Genomic DNA, 16,184 nt, shown 5'->3' on the forward strand with positions numbered 1-16,184 from the left:
AAAGTCTTTATTGCTTATGTTTTCGTGACGTAAATCAAGACAGATTACGACTTCAAAGTGATAATAAGAATAAATATCATTTGTGCTTCACCACACGCTTATGTCTATCTGGCAAAAAACGCTCCTGTTGTTGTGTTGGTTGTTTAGCTGTTCAGTGGCAGTTGCCGCGACCGATTACGCCTCATTCATTCAAGATATCGAAACCAGGCTGGATAAAACGGCTCAGCTCTATGAGCAGCAAAAGCCGGATGACGCCCGTACTGAAGTTCAGATGGCCTATTTTGAGGTATTTGAAAACCTCGAAGGCCCCATCCGCATCAATATCTCCGCGCAAAAAAGCTATCAGCTAGAAGCGACTTTCGGTGAAATTCGCCGCATGATTGGCGAAGGAAAACCGCAGGCCGACGTGCAGGCAAAAATCTCATGGCTGAAGGGCGAGCTGGATGCCGTTTTGCCGGTGCTGTCGGAAGGGCACAAGCTGGTTGCGCAAGAGCAGCACGGTGCTTATGACAATGCTGAGATTGCGCCGTACTGGCAGCAGAGTTTTAAAATCATCGATGATCAGCTCGCGCTGGCCGTGACTGAATATCAGGCCGGTGATTACAAAAAGTCCAGCCAGAGCGTGCAGCAGGCGCACTATCAGGGTTTTAAGAACTCTGAAATGGAAATGTCGGTCAGACAGAATCGCTCGGCGCAGCAGGCCGCTTCCATTAATCAACAATTCTCCGCGCTGATTACGTTAGCCAGCCAGCCCGATCAACTGACGGACGTTGCTTATCGGGTCACCACGCTGTTGCAGGATATCGAGGATGCCTTGCCGGGATTACCGACAACGCGAGATAGCCAGCAGGCGACGGCAACACCTGATGCAAACGCCGATACTAGTGCTGTGCCGGATGCGAACTGGGCGAAAGTCTCCGACGATATCAATCAGGCTATTGCCGCCGCTATCGCACAATACCGCGAGGGTCAGATCAAACCCGCCATCATGGCGGTGCAGGACACCTACTTTGATCTGTTTGAAGCGACGGGCATGGAGAACAAAGTCGGTTCTCGTGATGCGGCGTTCAAATCGACGCTGGAAGGGTATTTCACCCGTCTGGTGAGCATGATGAATGCCAAACAGCCTGTGGATCAACTGCAAGGGCAGGCCGACGCGTTGCAGCAGGAACTGGCGAAAGCGGTCACCATGCTGGGCGACGGCGGCGAAACGCACTGGAGCCTGTTGATATACAGCCTGATGATTATTGTGCGTGAAGGGTTGGAAGCTTTGCTGATTGTGGCGGCGATCGTGGCCTATCTGGTGAAAAACAATCAGCAGGACAAACTGCCGCTGATTCGCCAGTCCGTTTACGTCGCGCTGCTGTGCAGCGTGATTACCGCGGTCATTTTCCAACTCGTATTCACCAATTCCGGCGCCAGTCGTGAGCTGCTGGAAGGCATTACGATGCTGATCGCCGTAGTGATGCTGTTCTTCATGAGCTACTGGCTATTGTCCAAAGTGGAGGCGCGGCACTGGAAGGCTTATCTGGAAGGTAAGCTGTCCCATTCGCTGAACAGCGGTTCCATGATTGGTCTGTGGCTAACCAGCTTTCTGGCTGTGTACCGCGAAGGTGCGGAGACCGTATTGTTCTACTACGCGCTGGTGGGTGATGCCAACAATATGGCGGGGCACCTCTCCATTCTGGCTGGGTTTGCCATCGGCTGTGTGATCTTACTGATCGCTTACTTTGTGATGCGCTACACCATCGTCAAATTACCGCTTAAGCCGTTCTTCATGTTTACCGGCTGCTTTATGTACCTGATGGCGTTCGTGTTTGCGGGTAAAGGCGTGTTGGAACTGATTGAAGGCAAACTGTTTGAACCGACGTTGTTGACTAGCGTACCGGAAATCAGCTGGCTGGGTATTTATCCGTATGTGGAAACACTGATCCCACAAGTTGTGCTGGTTGCCGCGGCTTTACTCGCCCTGTGGGTGATGCGGCGCAGAGCGTCAGCCGTCTGATAAAGCATGAATTCGACATTAATTTAATACTGAAAGCAATAAGAGCAGAAAATAACCATAACAACCCCAATCGCTTAGAGAATTAAGTGAGTAGGGACGACTGAGATGAGGATAGGTTTGATGAATATGCAAAAAAGTCTGATTGCGGGTGCCGTTATTGCTGGTATTTTCACCGCGCCTGCTGCACTGGCGTTTAAAGAATACCCAGCGGGTGAACCTGTTTCCCTGAACGAAATGGAAATTGCTGCCGTTTATCTGCAACCTATCGACATGGAACCGCGCGGGATGGGGCTGCCTGCTGCTAAAGCGGATATCCATCTGGAAGCGGATATTCATGCTGCTGAAGGCAACAAGAACGGTTTTGGCGCCGGTGAGTGGATGCCGTTCCTGACGATTGCTTACACCCTGACCAACACCGATACGGGTGCGAAGCAGGAAGGTACCTTCATGCCGATGGTTGCCAGCGATGGCCCACACTATGGCGCGAACATCAAGATGATGGGCGTGGGCAACTATAAAGTGACTTACCACATCGATCCGCCATCAAAAGCCGGTATGCACCGTCACACCGATGGTGAAACGGGCGTAGGCCGCTGGTGGAAACCGTTTGATGTCAGCTTTGACTTCAAATACGTCGGCTTAGAATAAGGTCTTCTGTCCGCGATGCGCTGTCGCGGCAATATTCACGCCTCTGTGCTGAGATCGTTGTTGCTCACAGAGGCGTCGATTTTCTGGTTAGTGTACTGATGCCACCAGACATCATGATTAATCAATGCACCTGTAACTTGAAAGGTGACGGGTATATATGAATTATTTCTTTATCACGACACTCCAATCCTTCCTGCCGATTGCACTATTGCTGGGGCTGAACTGGAGCCATCGTTCTACGCCAACGATCGGGCCGCTCGGCTGGGTCACGCTACTGGCGCTGTGTGCCGGTACGTTTATTGGCGTTCACTTTCCTAATGGACAAGTGTTTCTGCTTGGATTTACGGCACTTCAAGCGCTTGCCTTGTTCCTGTTTCTTGCCTGTCAGTGTTTTTCCCATCCGCGCCTAGGCTATCTGTGGCAGGCGCTGTTAGTGGCAGGCGCGGCGGTGCAGTGGGGCAGCGATCCCAATCTGACCGCGTTGACAAGCACGCATGTTGTGAATACCGATCTGCTGCTGAATTTCAGCGCTGTGGTGCTGGCATTTGGCTGGCTGGTATTTTGCGCCGCGCTGTGCGGCATGATTGTGCGTCGCATTCGTTTACTGCGTTGGCCACTTTTGGCCTTGCTGGTCGCACTTTTGCTGTTGCCGATAAGCGGCAATCTGCTGCTGTTATTGATGAAATTACAGGCGCTAGGGTTAACCAAACCGCGCCTTAGCTATGTAGCTCACGTCACCAATAGCGCCTATTTATTGAATTATCTCAGTGCGTTAGCTATGACGATTTTAGCCGCCAGTCTGGTTTGGCCGCTATTGCATGCTCGGCGTGAGATGTTGGCCACGCACGAGGCGATTGAAAAACGCAAAGCGACGGCAGGCTATCGAAATGTGCGCCGTACACTGCTGGCGACGATAGTGGGGCTGTTGGTGGTTGTCTTCGCTCAGCTCTATTGGGACAAGGTGGCGTCACAACCGCCTCGCCTGTCGGAAGCCCAGCCAGTGACGCTGGCGGCTGATGGCAAAGTGCATATTCCGATTGAGCAGGTACGTGATGGCAAGCTGCATCGCTTCGTCTGGATTGCCGATGATGGCAAGGCGGTGCGCTTTTTCATCATTAACCGCTATCCCGATCGCCTGCGTCTGGGCGTGGTATTTGATGCCTGTCTGCTGTGTGGCGATCAGGGCTACGTGATGGAAGGCAATCAGGTAATTTGTGTCGCCTGCGGTGTGCATATTTTCATTCCTTCTATCGGAAAAGCGGGCGGCTGCAATCCGGTGCCGATTGAAGGATGGAGCAACGACGATAATGAACTGGTGATTGGACGTGCTTCGCTGGCGGCGGGCACTAACTACTTCTCGACGGTGGTATCGATGGAAGTGATCGATCCGGTTGATGGTTCCAGGCTGACCAACGTGAACGCAGAGCATAAATATCGCTACGGCGGTAAAACCTACTTCTTCTCGTCGGAAGCGAACTATAACCGCTTCCGCGAAAGTCCCGCGAAATTTGCCACGGCCAAAGCGGCGGCTGGCGACCCGGCGGAGGAGGAATAATCATGCTGTGGCGACTATTACGCCAGTCCTGGCGTAGAAATATTCGGCGCAAATCGCTGGCGGTGTTGACCGTATTTTTGGCCGCGGGGTTGATCTCCGCGCTGCTGGCGGTGTCCATCGATATCGGCGACAAAATGGCGCGTGAGCTGAAGTCCTACGGTGCGAATATTTTGATTGAACCTGCTGGTCAGGCGGCGTTGCCCGCGCTGTTTGGCGAGCGCAGTAATCCGCTGGAAGGGCAGGATTTTCTTGATGAAGCCGAGCTGCCTAATATCAAAGATATCTTCTGGCGCAATAATATTGTCGGTTTCGCACCGCTGCTAAGCGGCGATGTCGAGATCAAGGGTCAGTCCGTTGCCGTATTGGGCACGTTCTTTTCTCAGCCTGTCGCCGTGCCGGATGAGGAAGATTATCGCACCGGGCAAATGACGGTTAGCCCTTACTGGCAGGTGGCAGGACAGTGGCCGCAGGAGCCGGTGACGACGGAAAATGTGGCGCAGGCGCTGGTGGGGAAACAGCTGGCGACCCAAACGGGCTGGAAAGTGGGGGATAAACTCGCGTTGCACGGTTCGAAAGGGGATGCGACGGTAGAAATTAGCGGCATTCTGAACAGCGGTGGTGATGAAGAAAGCCGGCTGGTAATGCCGCTGGCAACGGTGCAGTCGCTGCTAGGGCTGGCGGGTAAAATTCAGGCCATTCGCGTGTCGGCACTGACTGTGCCGGAAAATGAACTGTCGCGGCGGGCGCGTGAAAATCTGGAAGCGCTTAATGCCGAAGAATATGATCTCTGGTACTGCACCGCATACGTGTCTTCGATTGCACACCAGTTGGAAGAAGCGATTTCCGGTTCGGTCGTGCGCCCGATTTGGCAGGTGGCTGCATCGGAAGGTGTGGTGATCGACAAGATTCAACTGCTATTGGCGGTGGTGACTTTTGCGGCGCTGGTGGCTTCTGCGATGGGGATTGCTTCGCTGATGACCAGCACCATCATGGAACGCGCCAAAGAAATCGGGCTGATGAAAGCGCTGGGTGCTCGCCAGTGGCAAATCATGCTGCTGTTTTATCTCGAAGCGGCCCTGGGCGGGTTGGTGGGCGGTATCGCGGGCTGTATTGCTGGCTGGGGGCTGGCGAAAGCGATTGGCCTGATGCTGTTCGGTGTACCGCTGAGCTTCGCGTGGATCGTTATCCCCTGTGTGCTGGTGATCTCGATGTTGATCGCCATCATCGGAACGTGGTTCCCAGCGCGGAAAATTGCCAAACTGTATCCGGTGGAGGTGCTGTATGGGCGCTAATAGCTGGATGAACAGTATGTTCTGGCGTTTGGTGTTCCGCGCGCTGCGGCTCCGTATGCAGCGCGTCAGCGTGGTGTTTGCTGCACTGACGGTAGGGGCGGCGATTGTGACGGCAATGTCTGCCGTCTATTTTGATATCAACGCCAAGATGAGTCAGGAACTGCGCACCTTTGGCGCAAATTTTTACATTGGCCCTGCGCGTGGCAACACGGTTCCACAAAGTACGTTTCAGCCGATTATCGACAACGCACCAACAGGGTTAATCAATGCAGCCAGCCCTTATCTGTATGGCATGGCGCGTACGGAGTTAGAGAAAGTGGTGCTGATGGGCGTCTGGTTCGAATCACTGCGCCAGTTAGCACCGTACTGGCAGGTCACGGGCAACTGGATCGGCGTCAGTTTCGACGATCGTAATGCCATGATCGGAGTGAAGCTGGCGGAACGGTTGAACGTTAAAGTCGGCGACAGCATTACGTTAGTAGACGGCGGCGAGAAGCAGCGGTTACAGATTAAAGGCATCGTGGAATCTGGCGATGCGACAGACAACATGCTGATTGTGAATCTGGATTTGGCGCAAAAGTGGCTGGATAAAGAAGGCGCGATCAGTAATGCCTTGCTCAGTGTTAGCAACGATCTGGGGCAGGTCGATCGTTTCGCTGCCCAACTCCAGCAGCAGTATCCGCAACTGGAAATCCGCCCGATTCTGAAAGTGTCGGCGTCGGAAGGTCAGGTGCTGAATAAAATAAAAGGGCTGATGGGGTTGGTCTCGGCGGTGATCCTCGTCTTGTCCTCACTGTGTGTGAACACCACGCTGATGGCGATTGTCGGCGAACGCGCGCGCGAGTTTGCGCTACAGAAAGCGCTGGGTGCGAGTGGACGAGATATCATCCGGCAGATGCTGGCAGAAACCGGCATTATCGCACTGGCGGCCGTGGTGTGTGGTTCGCTGCTGGGTTACTTGCTGGCACAGGTGTTGGGGATGGCGGTATTCAACGCGACCATTTCGCTGCGCTTGCCGGTGTTCCCGCTCACGCTGGGGCTGTCTTTACTGGTTGCGGCGGTTGCGGCAGTGGTTCCTACCCGGCGGGCGATTTACGTCGAACCAGCCAAAGTCTTGAAAGGAGAGTAGTGCGATGTCTGTAGAGGTAAACGTGCAGGAAAAGGCGCAGGCAACGGAGGCGGTGATTGAAACTCGCCAGCTCTATAAACGCTTTGGTCAGGTTACCGCGTTGGAAGATATCAATATCCGCATCGCACGCGGTGAGTTTGTCGCCATCATGGGCGCGTCCGGTTCCGGTAAAACTACGCTAATGAACATTCTCACCTGTCTGGACACGGTAAGCGAAGGGCAGGTGTTGCTGGACGGTGTCGATGCTGCGGCGCTGGATGAGGAAGGGCGACGTCAGTTCCGTGCCGATAAAATCGGGCTGGTATTCCAGCAGTTTCACCTGATTCCGTTTTTGACTGCGCTGGAAAACGTGATGCTGGCGCAACATTACCACAGCGTGGTGGATGAAGCCGCAGCGCAGCGGGTACTTGAGCAGGTTGGGCTGGTGCATCGTGTGGATCACTTACCCAGTCAGCTTTCTGGCGGTGAACAGCAGCGCGTCTGTATCGCTCGTGCATTGGTGAATGAGCCTCCCGTGATTTTCGCCGATGAACCGACGGGAAATCTGGATGAAGAGAACGAACAGCGAGTGCTGGATCTGCTGAAAGATCTGCATCGGCAGGGGCGAACCATTGTCATGGTGACGCATAATCCTGAGCTGGGGCGATTTGCTGACCGCATTATCCGCCTGCAACACGGTAAGTATTTCGGTGAAGAGGTGAATCATCATGAAATGGCATAACGGTATTACAGTGCTTTGCCTGCTAGGCGTAGTGGCGCTGAGTGGCTGTAAGGAAGAGCAGGTAAGCGTCGGGGCGCAGGCACCTGCGCTGGCAGCCTACGATTTAGCGGGGCAGCAGGTGGAGTTGTCACGCTGGCAGGGGAAGAGCGTGTACCTGAATTTCTGGTCTTCTGGCTGTGGCGGCTGCATGGTTGAAATGGGCGCGCTGGAGAAGCTAAGCAAGGAATATGGCGATAAAGTGGTCGTCGTGGCGGTCAACACCGATCCGGATGGCGTAGATATCACCTCAATGTTGGCGCATCACAGCGTGACTTATCCGGTGGTACGAGATCAGTTAGGTATTACCAAAGAGCGCTATCAGGTTAGCGGTACACCGACCTCATTTATCATTGATGCTAACGGCAAGGTGACAGATCAGCATCAGGGCGTAAGGGACGAAGCGCAACTGACTGAACTGTTTCAGAAACTGGCAAGCCGGACATAACGACCGGCTTGTTCCACATCTTATTTTTATCACATCTTTCGCGGTGCACGTTTATTCTGCCCGTGAAACCGGCACCTGCACTTCCACCACTACAGGTTCCGGTTTCACCCGCATAGCGTAGATCACGCCGCCAATCAGGCAGGTGATGCCGCAAAGCGTCAACAGCGGCGGCCAGGATTGCCGAATAATAAAGGCATAGGTGAGTCCCGCCAGCGTTTCAAACACAATCAATGGCCCTACCAACACTGTCGGCAGGCGCTGGCTTGCCTCGTTCCAGAATAGCGTGCCGATCCACGAGCAAAAAAGCCCAATTGCAATCATCAACGGGATGAAAACCTCAGGTCGTGGGCCGAACGGCTGCGTAAACGTTTCATCCGTCAGCGCCAGATGACCACACACCAGAATGTAACCCACCAGTGCCAGCGGTAGCGTGACCAGGCCTTGTGCGGTGGCCCAGGTCATCGGCGTATTACTTTTGTGGTCGCGTAGCCAGCGGGCATTGCGCATCGGATACCAGGTCCAGCAAATGACCGCGCAAAACGCCATCGCAATACCGCTGGTGTAACGCCATACATCGAATGTGTCCGTATTGCCTTTCAGCTCGGCAATATTGACGCAGATCAGTCCGGCGGCAATCAACAGCAGCGAAGGGAGAAGTCGACGCCAGGCCACACGGCCGTCATGCTTGCTGTACAACACATTCGCGGTCACGGAAATCACGACGGGCAGCGTGCCGATAATCATCGTTGATATCGGCGCCCCGGTGCGTTGAATCGCGCTGGCGAGCAGAAAGTAGTACAGCAGGTTGCCGATAACGGTGAGCTTCATGGCTTCCAGCCAGTCGCTGCGGTTGAGCTTGCGCAGGCGGCGGCGATCGAGCCAGGCCAGCGGCAGGGCAATCAGCCCAAAAGCCAGATAGCGTCCAGTGGACTGCAACGCGGCAGAATAGTCCGGTACGAGCAGCGGCCCAACGAAAATCAGCCCCCACATCAACCCGGCGGCAAGCGCAAAGAAAACACCTATCAGCATGATAAACCTTGTTTTTCACATTATGCAATTGCATCAGGGCAAAGCGTACCGTCTTTGATCCCGCCCCTATCTTAGCAGCGATAGCGCTACAGCCTAAAATCGAACGCGCTCTTTCACGGGGGAATATACCGACTGTCGTCAAAAACGGCGATGCAGATAGACCAGAAAGGCATAAATCATAGCAAAATGGTTGATTGGCGTTGCTTGAGACATAAAAATGATTTTATCTAACTTTTTGATTTTACTATTTATATTTATTGCTTGTTAGGTAATCTATCGCGGCAGACATACCGTTAGCATAAAAAAATATAATCAACTCCATTTGCTTATTTGTTCTGCCTCTCATTACTTGGATCAATGTTGTTATCTGTAATAAAGAACGAGGGAGTGAAAGGTGAACTTTCAGCAACTGAAGATTATTCGTGAATCAGCACGGTGCAACTACAACCTGACCGAGGTAGCGAATACGCTGTTTACCTCTCAATCCGGCGTGAGTCGCCACATCCGCGAGCTGGAAGAAGAGCTGGGGATAGAAATTTTTATCCGTCGCGGTAAGCGCCTGTTAGGGATGACCGAGCCAGGAAAAGAGCTGCTGGTAGTGGCAGAGCGTATTTTGAATGACGCCAGTAACATTCGTCGTTTAGCGAATGTTTTCACCAATAATGACACCGGGCAACTGGTCATTGCAACCACGCATACGCAGGCGCGTTACAGCCTGCCACCCGTGATCAAGGCTTTCCGCTCACTGTATCCACAGGTGCGTTTAGTGCTTAACCAGGGGACGCCGGATGAAATCGTCGCGATGCTTCATTCAGGCGAAGCCGATATCGGTATTGCCAGTGAGCAATTGATTAACGATCCTTCGTTGGCGGCATTCTCCTATTATCGCTGGCACCATTCGGTCATTGTGCCAGAGCACCATGCGCTGACACAGGAGCCGGTTATTACGCTGGAAATGCTCAATGCAGAACCACTGATTACCTATCGACAGGGGATCACGGGGCGTTCGCGCCTGGATCGTGCGTTTCAGGCGGTGGGCATGTCGCCGGATATTACGCTCAGCGCGCAGGATTCGGATGTGATTAAAACCTATGTTGAACTGGGGCTCGGCGTCGGGATTGTCGCCGATATGTCATACGACCCCGTGCGTGACAAAGGTCTGGTGCGGTTGAATGCCGAGCACTTGTTTGAAGCGAACACGGTCTGGCTGGGGCTCAAAAAGGGTCAGTTACAACGTAACTATGCCTGGAAGTTTATTCAGTTGTGCAATACAGAACTGTCGCTGGATGATATTAAGGACAAGGTATTCTCTGATAACGATGAAGCAGTGATTGATTACCAAATCTGAGTGATTGCACGCTTTCCTAACCTGATGCCCAGCCAGCGTTTTTTCTGACTGGGCAGGCATTTTCTTTTCTAGTTTGTTGCGATTTCTTGTATCGCGATGCCCGCCATTTTTTGTACTCAATTCAGCATAAATATGGTTTATCGCACCGATAATCTGCTTGATCTGATCGTGGTGGAATAGTAACATTCCTGCCATAACAATGAGTTATGTGTTTGTTTTTGTTAAGCGATACAAATGGTTGGGCGTTTTTATTGAATAATTATGTTAACGAATTTTGTGTCGTAGTAGAAAAATAACGATAGCAACCAATCAGATATTCTTACTAGTCAAACACCTCCACGTTGATTTTTTCGGTTCGTATTGCGCCGGAGTCGCGCTAGCGCCATGTTTGTGGTGGCGGGGAGTTAAAACGGAAAATGACGATGAAAAAACAAAAAATCAGCCTGGCCTGGCAAATTCTTATCGCGCTGGTTCTTGGTATTGCACTCGGAGCCGTGCTGCATGAACAGCAGGAAAGCCGTCAGTGGCTCATCAGCAATATTCTTAGCCCAGCGGGCGATATCTTTATCCGCCTGATTAAAATGATTGTTGTCCCTATCGTTATCGCCACGCTGGTTGTTGGGATTGCGGGTGTGGGAGATGCCAAAAAGCTTGGGCGTATTGGCTTCAAAACTATCCTCTATTTTGAAATCATCACGACGGTGGCGATTATCCTTGGCATCACGCTGGCCAATATCTTCCAGCCGGGTCACGGCATCGATATGTCGACGCTGACTGCTGTTGATATTTCTCAATATCAAAAGACTACCGAGCAGGTGCAGAGCGGCTCGCATAGTCTGGTGGGGACGGTGTTGTCGCTGATTCCGCCGAATATCTTCGCGGCGATGGCACACGGTGAAATGCTGCCGATCATCTTCTTCTCGGTGCTGTTTGGTCTTGGTTTATCTTCGTTGCCCAAAGAACACCGTGACCCGCTGCTGAGCGTCTTTCGCGGCGTATCAGAAACCATGTTCAAAGTGACGCACATGATCATGCGCTATGCGCCGGTTGGGGTGTTTGCGTTGATTTCCGTCACGGTGGCCAACTTCGGTTTTGCGTCGCTGTGGCCGCTGGCCAAGCTGGTGATGCTGGTGTACGCCGCAATCTTCTTCTTTGCGTTGGTGGTGCTGGGCGCGGTCGCACGGCTGTGTAAACTGCGAATCACGATGCTGATCCGAATTCTAAAAGATGAGCTGATTCTGGCGTACTCCACCGCCAGTTCAGAAACTGTGCTGCCGCGCATCATCGAAAAAATGGAAGCCTATGGTGCACCGAAGTCGATTACCAGCTTCGTGGTGCCGACTGGTTATTCCTTTAACCTCGATGGCTCTACGCTATATCAGAGTATCGCGGCGATATTCATTGCGCAGCTTTACGGTATTGAACTGTCGATTGGGCAGGAAATCGTGCTGGTGCTGACGCTGATGCTGACCTCCAAAGGTATTGCAGGTGTCCCTGGCGTGTCGTTTGTTGTACTGCTTGCCACGCTGGGCAGCGTTGGTATTCCGTTGGAAGGTCTGGCGTTTATTGCGGGGGTAGACCGTATCCTCGATATGGCGCGTACTGCGCTTAACGTGGTGGGAAATGCGCTGGCGGTGCTAGTGATTGCGAAGTGGGAACACCAGTTCGATGAGAAGAAAGCACAGGCCTACGAGCGTGAAATAAGAGGCATCAGTACACACCCTGCTCAACAGGGATAATCTCATCACATTTCCAATGTCATGTGTAACGGGCGCATCGAATAATCGATGCGCCCGTTTCTATTTTACAGGGTGATTATCAACTATGCTGCGTGGCTGTTTATCACATGCCCATCCAGCGTTTGCGTACGCCACAGCGCTTGTTGAATCCGTTCGGCATCCGTTGCGAACGGCAGGCGGGCAGCAATTTTTGGAGCGATTTTCACGTTCTGCGCGATGCTTTCGACCAACAATGGGCGTTCGCTCAGACCAAGGGCGCTTAGCGTGATCGGGCTACCGTAGCGGCGCAACTGGGCGAACAGTTCTTCGCGGTCAGCGTCGTTATCGTGTTCCAGAAAAGCCTGTGCAGCCAGACCAAAACCCACTTTCTCTCCGTGCAGCCAGTCATGCAGTTCAGGCAGGCGCGTCATGCTATTGTGAATCGCATGCGCGACGCCAATGCGTGGCACGTCATCTTTCATGCTGTTCGCGACGCCAGCCAGTGCGATAACGGCATCGATCACACGGCGCAGTGCTGGTGTGACCAAACCTTGCTCATTATCCGCAATGGCCTGTGCGCCATAAGTATTAAACGTTTCTACGGCCAGCTTTGCCGCCTGTGCTTTGAGCGCTAACGCCAGCCCATCATCGCCGTGGCGCAAATACGGTTGAAATTCGTACCACTTTGCCAGCGCATCCACGATACCGGCTTTGAGATAACGTGAAGGGCTATGGGCGATGATTTCACTGTCTACCAGTACCCACACCGGTAAACGTGTTAGTGGAAAGGGGCCGTTGTGCGCGCCGCTATCGCTGTAAATCACGCTGATCGGTGACCAGGCGGCGCAGGTAGCGGCAACGGTAGGAACGGCGATGACGGGAAGCTGCCCCAGAATGTCACCGACGGCTTTGGCGACATCGAGTACGCGCCCGCCACCAATGCCTAAAATCAGTTCTGCGCTGAATGCGCGCGCCTGTGCAGTTAGCGTCTCAATTGCAGGTTTGGTGCAATCGCCCGGTAAGAATTCGACCTGATAGCGTAAGCCGTGTTCATTGAGGCTGCGTTCGACGGCATCCGCCGTCGTTTTCCATGCCTGAGGGCTGGTAATAATCAGTATTGTGCTGGCGTAAGGAGCCGCGTATTCGCCGACAGAACGAATGACGCCATCACGATTCAGATAGGTTTGTGGCGCTTGTATTGCAATCATGTTCGCGATCTCTCATCTCTGTGGGAAAAGACCAATCAGTTGTAACAGTGATATCGAACGCCGCAAAAGAACAATTCTGGTTATGAATGGGTAAATTTCGCATAACCAGAATGACGTTTAGCGCTGCATTCCCCAGCGTTTCACCGTGAGCTTTTCGATGGTAGAAAACACCAGCCCTTCAACCAGCAGCCCGATGATGATGACGGAAGCCAGCCCGGCAAAAACACGATCGGTGTAAAGCTCGTTACGGTTCTGGAAGATGTACCAACCCAAACCGCCATTGCCGCTTGATGCGCCGAACACCAGCTCAGCGGCGATCAGGGTGCGCCAGGCAAATGCCCAGCCGATCTTCAGGCCGGAGATAATCGATGGCAGCGCCGCAGGGATCAGGATCGCACTAATGTAGCGAAAGCCGGTCAGGCCGTAGTTGCGACCCGCCATACGTAGCGTTTCTGAAACGCCGAGAAAGCCAGAGTAGGTGTTCAGCGCCATCGGCCACATCACAGAGTGGACGAGCACGAATACCAGACTCTTTTCTCCCAGCCCAAACCACAGCAGCGCTAACGGCAGTAACGCAATCGCGGGCAGCGGGTTGAACATGGAGGTCAAGGTGCCTAAGAGATCGCGCCCGAAACGGGTGGACACCGCCAACGCACTGAGCGCCAGCGCGAGCAGGCTGCCGATAATATAGCCTTTTAGCAGCGTACCGAGTGAAACCACCATCTTGTGTGGTAGCTCACCGCTGGCGACATCGTCGCGAAAGGCCTGAAACGTTTGCAGGAAGCTGGGCAGCATCAGGTCGTTATTTTGCCAGCGAGCGCCTATTTCCCACAGCAATAGCAGCCCGGCCAGTAGCACCAGCTTGCGAATCCAGGTCTGATTCCACAGACGGGTTGCCAGTGGCAGAGGTTGGGCGAGGGTAAAATCTTTCAGCGGTGCCAGTTCACGCTGATACTCGGGCCGCACGGGGGGCTGGATGCTCATAAGTTTTACCTTGCGTGGATGTGACGGGTGACGGCACGTCGACATCGGTTGGAAAAAGAAGATGGTGGATGCGCTGTGCCGTGCTCTGAAAGGCTTCGCTGCCCTGATCGTTTAGCGCGAACTGATGGCAGTTGATTTCCGCCCTCACGCGACCCGGATGCGGTGAGAGCAGCAAAACTCGACTGCCGACGATCAGCGCTTCCTCAATCGAGTGGGTGACAAACAGCAGCGTGAAGCGCACCTCTTCCCACAGCGTCAGCAATTCTTCCTGCATTTTGCGGCGGGTCAGCGCATCCAGTGCGGCGAATGGCTCATCCATAAGCAGCACTTTCGGCTGCATGGTCAGCGCCCGCGCGATGGCAACACGCTGTTTCATCCCGCCGGATAAGGTATGCGGATAGGCATCGGCAAACTTCGCTAGCCCGACCTTATCGAGAAAATAACGGGCGCGTTCTTCTGCTTCGGCTCGCGTTGCCTGACGGCTGGCAACCAGCGGAAACAGCGTATTTTCCAGCACGGTTTTCCACGGCGGCAACTGGTCAAACTCCTGAAAGACCATGATGCGATCGGGGCCTGGCCGTGTGACGCGCTGGCCGTCCAGGCGAATTTCACCGTCTACCGGAGACAAAAAGCCGCCGATGGATTTGAGCAAGCTAGACTTGCCGCAGCCGGAAGGCCCTAATAGCACAAACCGTTCGGCGGGAAAGACGTCAAAACTGACATCATGGGTGGCGCGTACCAGACTGCGCCGCGTGCGGTATTCCAGCCCGACGCCGTCCACCTGCAACAGCGGCTGGCCGACAGTGTCATGAGAGTCTTGTGTCATGCTTGTTCTCCTGCGTGGCGACAACGATGATCGGCAAATGAGCCTGACTCTGGCCGTTTAGCTACCCGGCTGGTCGTGGATTTCAGCAAAGAAATAGTCCTTCCAGGAGGCGGCTTTGTTTTTCAACACGCCGAGCTGTTGCAGCTTTTCGGCATAAACATAGGTGCGCTCTGGGGTGATGGTAAAATCGATCTCGGGATCGGCAACGATGCGTTTCACCAGTTCAGGATCCAGCTTCGATTTCTCTACCCGAATATAGGTGGTGGCCGCTGCGGCTTTATCTGCTTTGATGATCTGCGAGGCTTCTTTTAGGGCTTCATAGAAGGCACGGTAGGTTTTCGGATTCTCATCATGGAATTTCTGTGTGGTGTACAGCACGTTGAACGTCGCCTGGCCGCCCAGCACATCATAAGAGCTCAGAATTTTGTGCACATTGGCATGTTCCAACGCCTGATATTGGAAAGGTGGGCTGGAGAAATGGGCGTTAATTTCGGAACCGCCCGCGATAAGTGCCGCGCTGGCATCGGGATGCGGCAGACTGACAGAAATCTTATCGAAGCGTTTGAAATCCTCTGCGCCGTACAGTTTCGCCGTTTCGATTTGCAGCGTGCGTGACTGGAATCCGACGCCTGCGGCAGGTACGGCGATACGATCTTTATCGCTCAGGTCGCGGATGGATTTCACCGCTGGGTTATTGCTGAGTAAATAGTTGGGCATGGAACCGAGTGAGGCGATGGCTTTTACGTTCTGGCGACCCTGCGTGCGATCCCATACCGTCAGCATGGGGGGGACACCTGCGGAAGCCACATCCAGTGCGCCGGATAGCAGCGCTTCGTTAATCGCCGTCGCGCCAGAAAGCGTGCGCCAGTCGACCTTGATATCCAGCCCTTGCTGCTTACCGTGCTTTTCTATCAGGCTCTGGTCACGCACGACATCCAGAATCAGATAACCAATGCCAAATTGCTGCGCAATGCTAATGCTGCCTTCCGCATTAGCACCGAATGCCGTTAACGTCAGACCGATCATGGCGGCAAGGCATGTAAAACGCGTCGATTTTTTCGCGGGGCGTGGGCGATTCATTATCGTTGTCTCATGATTAATAGGAACGGAAATAAATAAAGAACATAGCCATGATTTTTTATTTCAATAAATAACGCGTGAAAATACCGTATAGCAGCATGCATCCTATTTTCTTGATGTGTTGCTGATAAATTGTTTTTTGGAATAAGTTAGAATA

At 53.3% G+C, this 16,184-nt stretch carries 14 protein-coding genes; 9 read left to right on the forward strand and 5 right to left on the reverse strand.

Annotated features, from left to right (window positions below; genetic code table 11):
- The first annotated feature begins 100 nt into the window (after positions 1-100).
- The 7 genes from KP22_RS01820 to KP22_RS01850 all read left to right on the forward strand — a co-directional run bounded on the left by KP22_RS01820 (position 101) and on the right by KP22_RS01850 (position 7,834).
- Positions 101-2,005, forward strand: a complete 1,905-nt coding sequence (locus KP22_RS01820) for an FTR1 family iron permease (RefSeq protein ID WP_039322044.1) — start codon at positions 101-103, stop codon at positions 2,003-2,005.
- A 120-nt stretch (positions 2,006-2,125) separates the two neighbouring features.
- Positions 2,126-2,653 carry an iron transporter gene (locus KP22_RS01825; RefSeq protein WP_025918878.1) on the forward strand — a complete coding sequence of 176 codons (528 nt, stop codon included), beginning with the start codon at positions 2,126-2,128 and terminating at the stop codon, positions 2,651-2,653.
- A gap of 157 nt (positions 2,654-2,810) precedes the next feature.
- On the forward strand, positions 2,811-4,208 hold the full coding sequence (locus tag KP22_RS01830; protein WP_039322047.1) for a Fe-S-containing protein: 1,398 nt from the start codon (positions 2,811-2,813) through the stop codon (positions 4,206-4,208).
- 2 nt (positions 4,209-4,210) lie between these two features.
- Positions 4,211-5,500 carry an ABC transporter permease gene (locus KP22_RS01835; protein ID WP_039322050.1) on the forward strand — a complete coding sequence of 430 codons (1,290 nt, stop codon included), beginning with the start codon at positions 4,211-4,213 and terminating at the stop codon, positions 5,498-5,500.
- Positions 5,490-6,629, forward strand: a complete 1,140-nt coding sequence (locus KP22_RS01840) for an ABC transporter permease (protein WP_039307460.1) — start codon at positions 5,490-5,492, stop codon at positions 6,627-6,629. Before KP22_RS01835 ends, KP22_RS01840 begins: the two co-directional genes overlap by 11 nt.
- Before the next feature lie 4 nt (positions 6,630-6,633).
- Entirely contained in the window at positions 6,634-7,350 is a 717-nt protein-coding gene (locus KP22_RS01845; protein ID WP_039307461.1) for an ABC transporter ATP-binding protein, read from the forward strand.
- Positions 7,337-7,834 carry a TlpA family protein disulfide reductase gene (locus tag KP22_RS01850; protein WP_039307463.1) on the forward strand — a complete coding sequence of 166 codons (498 nt, stop codon included), beginning with the start codon at positions 7,337-7,339 and terminating at the stop codon, positions 7,832-7,834. Before KP22_RS01845 ends, KP22_RS01850 begins: the two co-directional genes overlap by 14 nt.
- A 51-nt stretch (positions 7,835-7,885) precedes the next feature.
- Here the strand turns inward: KP22_RS01850 and KP22_RS01855 are convergent, their stop codons facing one another.
- On the reverse strand, positions 7,886-8,863 hold the full coding sequence (locus KP22_RS01855) for a DMT family transporter (RefSeq protein ID WP_039307464.1): 978 nt from the start codon (positions 8,861-8,863) through the stop codon (positions 7,886-7,888).
- Positions 8,864-9,257: 394 nt separating this feature from the next.
- On the opposite strand from KP22_RS01855, the gene cbl reads away from it, so the two are divergent.
- Positions 9,258-10,211 (forward strand): HTH-type transcriptional regulator Cbl, encoded by a 954-nt coding sequence (gene cbl, locus KP22_RS01860; RefSeq protein ID WP_039307465.1) that lies wholly within the window; start codon positions 9,258-9,260, stop codon positions 10,209-10,211.
- A gap of 422 nt (positions 10,212-10,633) precedes the next feature.
- The gene (gene gltP, locus KP22_RS01865; protein WP_039307466.1) at positions 10,634-11,950 is read left to right on the forward strand and encodes a glutamate/aspartate:proton symporter GltP; all 1,317 of its coding nucleotides are present in this window, start codon (positions 10,634-10,636) and stop codon (positions 11,948-11,950) included.
- Positions 11,951-12,033: 83 nt separating this feature from the next.
- Here the strand turns inward: gltP and KP22_RS01870 are convergent, their stop codons facing one another.
- From KP22_RS01870 to KP22_RS01885, 4 genes are all read right to left on the reverse strand, one after another.
- The gene (locus KP22_RS01870) at positions 12,034-13,137 is read right to left on the reverse strand and encodes an iron-containing alcohol dehydrogenase family protein (protein WP_039322053.1); all 1,104 of its coding nucleotides are present in this window, start codon (positions 13,135-13,137) and stop codon (positions 12,034-12,036) included.
- A gap of 117 nt (positions 13,138-13,254) precedes the next feature.
- On the reverse strand, positions 13,255-14,121 hold the full coding sequence (locus KP22_RS01875) for an ABC transporter permease (RefSeq protein WP_039322056.1): 867 nt from the start codon (positions 14,119-14,121) through the stop codon (positions 13,255-13,257).
- Positions 14,081-14,947 (reverse strand): ABC transporter ATP-binding protein, encoded by an 867-nt coding sequence (locus KP22_RS01880; RefSeq protein ID WP_039322058.1) that lies wholly within the window; start codon positions 14,945-14,947, stop codon positions 14,081-14,083. The genes KP22_RS01875 and KP22_RS01880 overlap by 41 nt, the downstream gene beginning before the upstream one ends.
- A 57-nt stretch (positions 14,948-15,004) precedes the next feature.
- The gene (locus KP22_RS01885; protein ID WP_039322061.1) at positions 15,005-16,027 is read right to left on the reverse strand and encodes an ABC transporter substrate-binding protein; all 1,023 of its coding nucleotides are present in this window, start codon (positions 16,025-16,027) and stop codon (positions 15,005-15,007) included.
- Between the last annotated feature and the right edge of the window lie 157 nt (positions 16,028-16,184).

The sequence above is a fragment of the Pectobacterium betavasculorum genome, from assembly GCF_000749845.1.
Lineage (GTDB): Bacteria > Pseudomonadota > Gammaproteobacteria > Enterobacterales > Enterobacteriaceae > Pectobacterium > Pectobacterium betavasculorum.

What these genes read in the sequence shown, in the direction of transcription:
- KP22_RS01820 (WP_039322044.1), top strand. Translation starts at nt 101, where the DNA reads ATGTCTATCTGGCAAAAAACGCTCCTGTTGTTGTGTTGGTTGTTTAGC.
- KP22_RS01875 (WP_039322056.1), bottom strand. Translation starts at nt 14,121, where the DNA reads ATGAGCATCCAGCCCCCCGTGCGGCCCGAGTATCAGCGTGAACTGGCA.
- KP22_RS01830 (WP_039322047.1), top strand. Translation starts at nt 2,811, where the DNA reads ATGAATTATTTCTTTATCACGACACTCCAATCCTTCCTGCCGATTGCA.
- KP22_RS01880 (WP_039322058.1), bottom strand. Translation starts at nt 14,947, where the DNA reads ATGACACAAGACTCTCATGACACTGTCGGCCAGCCGCTGTTGCAGGTG.
- gltP (WP_039307466.1), top strand. Translation starts at nt 10,634, where the DNA reads ATGAAAAAACAAAAAATCAGCCTGGCCTGGCAAATTCTTATCGCGCTG.
- KP22_RS01835 (WP_039322050.1), top strand. Translation starts at nt 4,211, where the DNA reads ATGCTGTGGCGACTATTACGCCAGTCCTGGCGTAGAAATATTCGGCGC.
- KP22_RS01840 (WP_039307460.1), top strand. Translation starts at nt 5,490, where the DNA reads ATGGGCGCTAATAGCTGGATGAACAGTATGTTCTGGCGTTTGGTGTTC.
- KP22_RS01850 (WP_039307463.1), top strand. Translation starts at nt 7,337, where the DNA reads ATGAAATGGCATAACGGTATTACAGTGCTTTGCCTGCTAGGCGTAGTG.
- KP22_RS01825 (WP_025918878.1), top strand. Translation starts at nt 2,126, where the DNA reads ATGAATATGCAAAAAAGTCTGATTGCGGGTGCCGTTATTGCTGGTATT.
- KP22_RS01870 (WP_039322053.1), bottom strand. Translation starts at nt 13,137, where the DNA reads ATGATTGCAATACAAGCGCCACAAACCTATCTGAATCGTGATGGCGTC.
- KP22_RS01845 (WP_039307461.1), top strand. Translation starts at nt 6,634, where the DNA reads ATGTCTGTAGAGGTAAACGTGCAGGAAAAGGCGCAGGCAACGGAGGCG.
- KP22_RS01855 (WP_039307464.1), bottom strand. Translation starts at nt 8,863, where the DNA reads ATGCTGATAGGTGTTTTCTTTGCGCTTGCCGCCGGGTTGATGTGGGGG.
- KP22_RS01885 (WP_039322061.1), bottom strand. Translation starts at nt 16,027, where the DNA reads ATGAATCGCCCACGCCCCGCGAAAAAATCGACGCGTTTTACATGCCTT.